This is a genomic window from Congregibacter sp. (assembly GCF_045107095.1).
GTDB lineage: Bacteria > Pseudomonadota > Gammaproteobacteria > Pseudomonadales > Halieaceae > Congregibacter.
Genome location: NZ_JBGCFU010000064.1, coordinates 1 through 4,156, shown reverse-complemented (window position 1 = coordinate 4,156; position 4,156 = coordinate 1). Strand labels below are relative to the sequence as shown.

At 54.3% G+C, this 4,156-nt stretch carries 5 protein-coding genes; 3 read left to right on the top strand and 2 right to left on the bottom strand.

All coding sequences use genetic code 11. The annotated features are described in order from the left end of the window. From AB8B76_RS10095 to AB8B76_RS10085, 3 genes are all read left to right on the top strand, one after another. Positions 1-243 (top strand): TauD/TfdA dioxygenase family protein (locus AB8B76_RS10095; protein ID WP_405272181.1); only part of this gene is annotated, 243 nt, incomplete at its 5' end. 2 nt (positions 244-245) lie between these two features. Next, the gene (locus tag AB8B76_RS10090; protein ID WP_405272179.1) at positions 246-1,031 is read left to right on the top strand and encodes a hypothetical protein; all 786 of its coding nucleotides are present in this window, start codon (positions 246-248) and stop codon (positions 1,029-1,031) included. A 2-nt stretch (positions 1,032-1,033) separates the two neighbouring features. Then, positions 1,034-2,017, top strand: coding sequence for a sterol desaturase family protein (locus tag AB8B76_RS10085; RefSeq protein WP_405272177.1), 984 nt, complete (start codon positions 1,034-1,036; stop codon positions 2,015-2,017). A gap of 299 nt (positions 2,018-2,316) precedes the next feature. On the opposite strand, the gene AB8B76_RS10080 is transcribed toward AB8B76_RS10085, so the two are convergent. Continuing rightward, entirely contained in the window at positions 2,317-3,657 is a 1,341-nt protein-coding gene (locus AB8B76_RS10080; protein ID WP_405272175.1) for an alkaline phosphatase PhoX, read from the bottom strand. A gap of 52 nt (positions 3,658-3,709) precedes the next feature. Further along, the coding region (locus AB8B76_RS10075) for a tetratricopeptide repeat protein (RefSeq protein ID WP_405272173.1) at positions 3,710-4,156 on the bottom strand (447 nt) is incomplete at its 5' end.

Sequence of the window (4,156 nt, the reverse complement as noted above, 5' to 3'; positions counted from 1 at the left end):
GGCCGCAAGGCGATTTACGGCTGCATGGGTTACACCATCGGTATCGAAGGTATGGATGAAGTTGCGGCGGAAGAATTGCTGCGTGAGTTGCACGCTTGGCAAACGAAAGAGGAATGCGTTTACCGGCATCAATGGCAGCCGAACATGGTCATCATGTGGGACAACAGGTCCGTGCTGCACGCGGCCACCGGCGGTTTTGAGGGGTACGATCGACTGTTGCATCGCACCACTATATGGCCTTGATTATGGATACGCCCAAACAAGCTCAACAGGCCCGGGAGTTAGCGTTTGATGCTCCTTCCAATGTTGAAGGAGTAGCCGATGCTATAGCCTCCCGGCGCCCGTTACCTGCACTGCGTTGTCCGGACCTAGCTTCAGGGTATCAATTTCAGCGCAAATTGACCGCCCACATCAACGGTAGTTTGCTTTGTGATTTGAAAGCGGGAGCGACCTCGGCGCAGGCGCAGCAACACTTTGGATTGACGGGGCCTCTCGTTGGCTCGCTGTATATTCGTGGAAAACTGCACAGCGGCTGTGAGGTGGTGGTAACAGAAGGTCAGGAACTGGAGTTTGAAATTGCAGTCGTTGTCGACAACAGTGGAAATCCAGTGTCTCTCGTACCGGTCGTGGAAGTCGTTTATCTGGATTTTTCACAACCGGCTGACTTATCGGTTGCTAATGCGGTTGCGGCAAATCTCGGGGCAGACCGATATATCTGTGGCAAGCCCGTACCTTGGGATGGGGCCCTGTCAAAGATCAATATTACTGTTGTTAAAGACGGCAACAAGTTCGCCGATTTGACGAACGATTACTCCTTTGGTTCCCCGGCAGCTGGAGTCGCATGGATCGTAAGTGAGGCTCGTAGATGGAACTTGTGGCAAGAGCAATCGGTAGCTCGAACGCTGCTTCTGGGCACTTGCGGCAACGCCATGAAAGCATCGAGCGGTGACTATAGCGCCAATTTTGGACCTCTGGGCGAGGTCCGATTCACCCTGCGTTGTCGCGACAACGTTGTGGATAGGAGTTCGTGAGAATGGTGGAAGGTGCATCAATTATGGAAATGGCGTTACTGGGCTTTGGGAAGCTGTCCAGCAGCCAGCTGCTGATGATACTCGCGCTCCCGTTGGTGCTGGGGCTGGCGGCCGTAGAGTGGTTTCACTTCCGGGGCACAGATAAATACAATATTAGGGATAGTGCTGCCAGCCTGGTTATGGGCGCTTCATACGTTATCTTATCCGAAGGACTGGTTCTGGCACTGCTCGTATACCCAGCCTACGACTGGATCTACAATTACAGGCTGTTTACCCAGTCAGTCACACCCTTGAGTCTGCTGGGCTTATTTCTATTGGTCGACTTCCTGTTTTACCTGTTCCATTTGGCTGCCCATCGAATCCGTTTTCTCTGGGGCGTACACGAGGTTCACCATGCATCGGAACACTTTAATTTCACCGTGGCGTTTCGCCAAAGCATGCTCTATGCCTTCGTCGGAGTCTACCTGTTCTTTGTGCCGGCCCTGTTGCTGGGCTTTCCCCCACACTGGGTGCTGTTGATGCTGGCTGCGAATCTTGTATTCCAGATTTTTCCGCACACTCAGTGGTTTGGACGCTTTCCTCGCCCTATCGAATGGTTCTTAAACGCACCATCGAATCACCGGGTACATCATGGCCGCAATCCACGCTACGTTGACCGCAATATGGGAGGCGTCTTGATGGTCTGGGATCATCTGTTCGGCACCTACGCCGCGGAAGATCCTGACGAGGCACCGGAGTACGGCGTGGTTGCTTTGAAGGGCAGTTCCCCGGGTTACAACCCCATTACACTGACGCTACGCGAGTACCGGGACATGCTCAGGGACATGGCCGCACCCGGACCGCTCTCGCAACGTCTCAAGCATCTCTGGGCTCCGCCCGAGTGGCAGCGTGAGGAGATGCCGTGCCACCATGACTGTGGTAGCGAAGTTCCCGCGCGCGCTGTCACCATCAGCCCTGGATCCAGATCAGCGATCCATATCGATTAAGCAAGAGCCTACGCTGGTTTGGTCATCGCTATTCAGCAGTGATTCCATGCCTGTAGGAGCAGGAAAGGATTTATATGGAAGTCAAGGCCCGGAAGGTTTCTTAAGGTGCTGTGTATCAGTGTTCAATCAGCAATTTTTTCGAGCATTTTGAAGAATTTCTGAGCATGGTATTTTTCATGGTGTTACCGATTATCAGAAGAATAAGCAATTGAATATAAAGGACAAAAACGGCTTATTTACAATAGAGTGGGAGTAACCGTGGAGAGCTGACGGGCAGCCTCTCCCACACACCTGACAGTTTAGCCAGTTGAGCCTGCAGTGCTCCCAGCGCTGCCCCACGGGCCGGTTATTGCCAGCGTTCGGGTAGGCGAGTACGCATTCACAAACAGCCACTTTCCGTCGGGTGAAAAACAAGCGCCCGCTAACTCTGTTTGAAGGCCCAATCGGCCCAGCTTGTAAGCCTTTCCCGCCGGCGTAATACCTCTCAGGTGGTTGTTGACGATTAGTGTGTATTGGTCCTCGCAAACAATGAGGTGCCCATTCGGCGCGACCACCAAATTGTCCCCAAAATTAAACTGTTTCTTGGATTGGCTCTCAAAGAACAGCTCAATCTGGTCGGACTCTGCTCCGCGTCCTGGAATTAGCTTGAATATTTGTCCCAGCTCTTTTGCCCCGCCGCTCGTTGAACAGGCATATAACTCCCCGTCGCCCATATGAATACCTTCGCCGCGAGCAATAAGGCTCGCTCCCGACGCAACGGCGCGGTGCCTGAGATCATCTTGGGGCGCGTCGACGTTAGCTAGATCGATCCAGCTAACCTCATGCCGCTGCCCTACGATCATGTCTGCGCTCGCCCAGTTACGGGTATCTGGCAGTGTGCTAACGCGCATGGCTTGTAAACGACCACCCTCAATAAGTTTGCCAGGTGTCGCAGGTAAAAACCGGTACAACACACCGTCGTCTCTATCCTCGGTAAGGTAGACAATGCCTGTGTCAGGGTCGACGCAGGCTGCTTCATGATTAAATCGACCCATTGCCCTAAGGGGTATGGGTTCAACAAGTCCGTTCGCGTCTGCTGGTACCTCGAATACCCAGCCGTGGTTTTTTTCCAGGCCATCACCGTAGCGCTGCCCCGGACCTGTGGGAGCTTCTTCGCAGCTGAGCCACGTGTTCCAGGGCGTCACGCCTCCGGAACAGTTGCGGATAGTGCCCCCCAGAGATCTGAACTGACGCTTTACCGCTAGCGTTTGCGCGTCCATAACAATGTGTGTGGTGCCACCAGGTACCGTCGAACCATGGTGAGTCCCAAAGCCGACTTCAATAGTTCCCCCGGCTTCGTCGGAGGGTAATAGTTCGTGATTTCGCACGAGCACGAGTTCGTCCTTTCCGAGACTGAAACACCCCATGCCGTCAGCTTTATCCGGCACGGTGCCACCATCCGTCATGGGGTCATCCAGACTTGAGAGGGTGCGGTAACTAAAGCCCGGTGGCAGATCTAACAAGCCGTTTGGGTCTTTCTCCAAAGGGCCGTAACCCGCAGCACTAGAATCCGTATCCGCCCAATCATCACTTGCGCAGCCGCTTACAGCCAGGGCGGTGAAGGCGCTTCCGGTAGCCAATAAAAATTCTCGTCGCTTCAAGTTTATATCCTCGTGTCGTTTGTCTCTGCGATTCAAAGTTGCTGCGAATACGCTAAAAACGCGACGATTTTAATTCCACAGTGGAGCGGGCCCAGCTAGCCGCCAAATCCAAATCGACCTTGGGGTCAGTTTTGCCTTGCGCTGACAGGGCTTTTTGTAGACCAAACAATGACCAGCCGTTGTGCGGGTGGTTAGCCAGCTCTGTGCGATAGGCGAGCTCGGCTTCGGCGTAGGCACCAGACTCCAGTAAAGCGGCTCCCAGCCAATGCCGCGCGGCAAAGGGGAGGGGTTCCGGCTCGTCGTAGCCCAGGGAGTCCTCGAGGCTAACGGCTGTTCGAAAGGCCGATAGTGCTCCAGCGCTGTCGCCTTCGCTAAGGAGTATCTCACCCGCCAAAAGGTTGCCGAGTACGCCCAGGAGTGTGCCGGCGTCGTGGAATCGAAAACGATCACTGGTGTTCTCTGCGTAGCTAAGAACGTTATCGCGCAGTTCTTTTGCGCG

Coding starts and splice junctions, on each gene's coding strand:
- AB8B76_RS10090 (WP_405272179.1), top strand. CDS start 246: ATGGATACGCCCAAACAAGCTCAACAGGCCCGGGAGTTAGCGTTTGAT.
- AB8B76_RS10085 (WP_405272177.1), top strand. CDS start 1,034: ATGGTGGAAGGTGCATCAATTATGGAAATGGCGTTACTGGGCTTTGGG.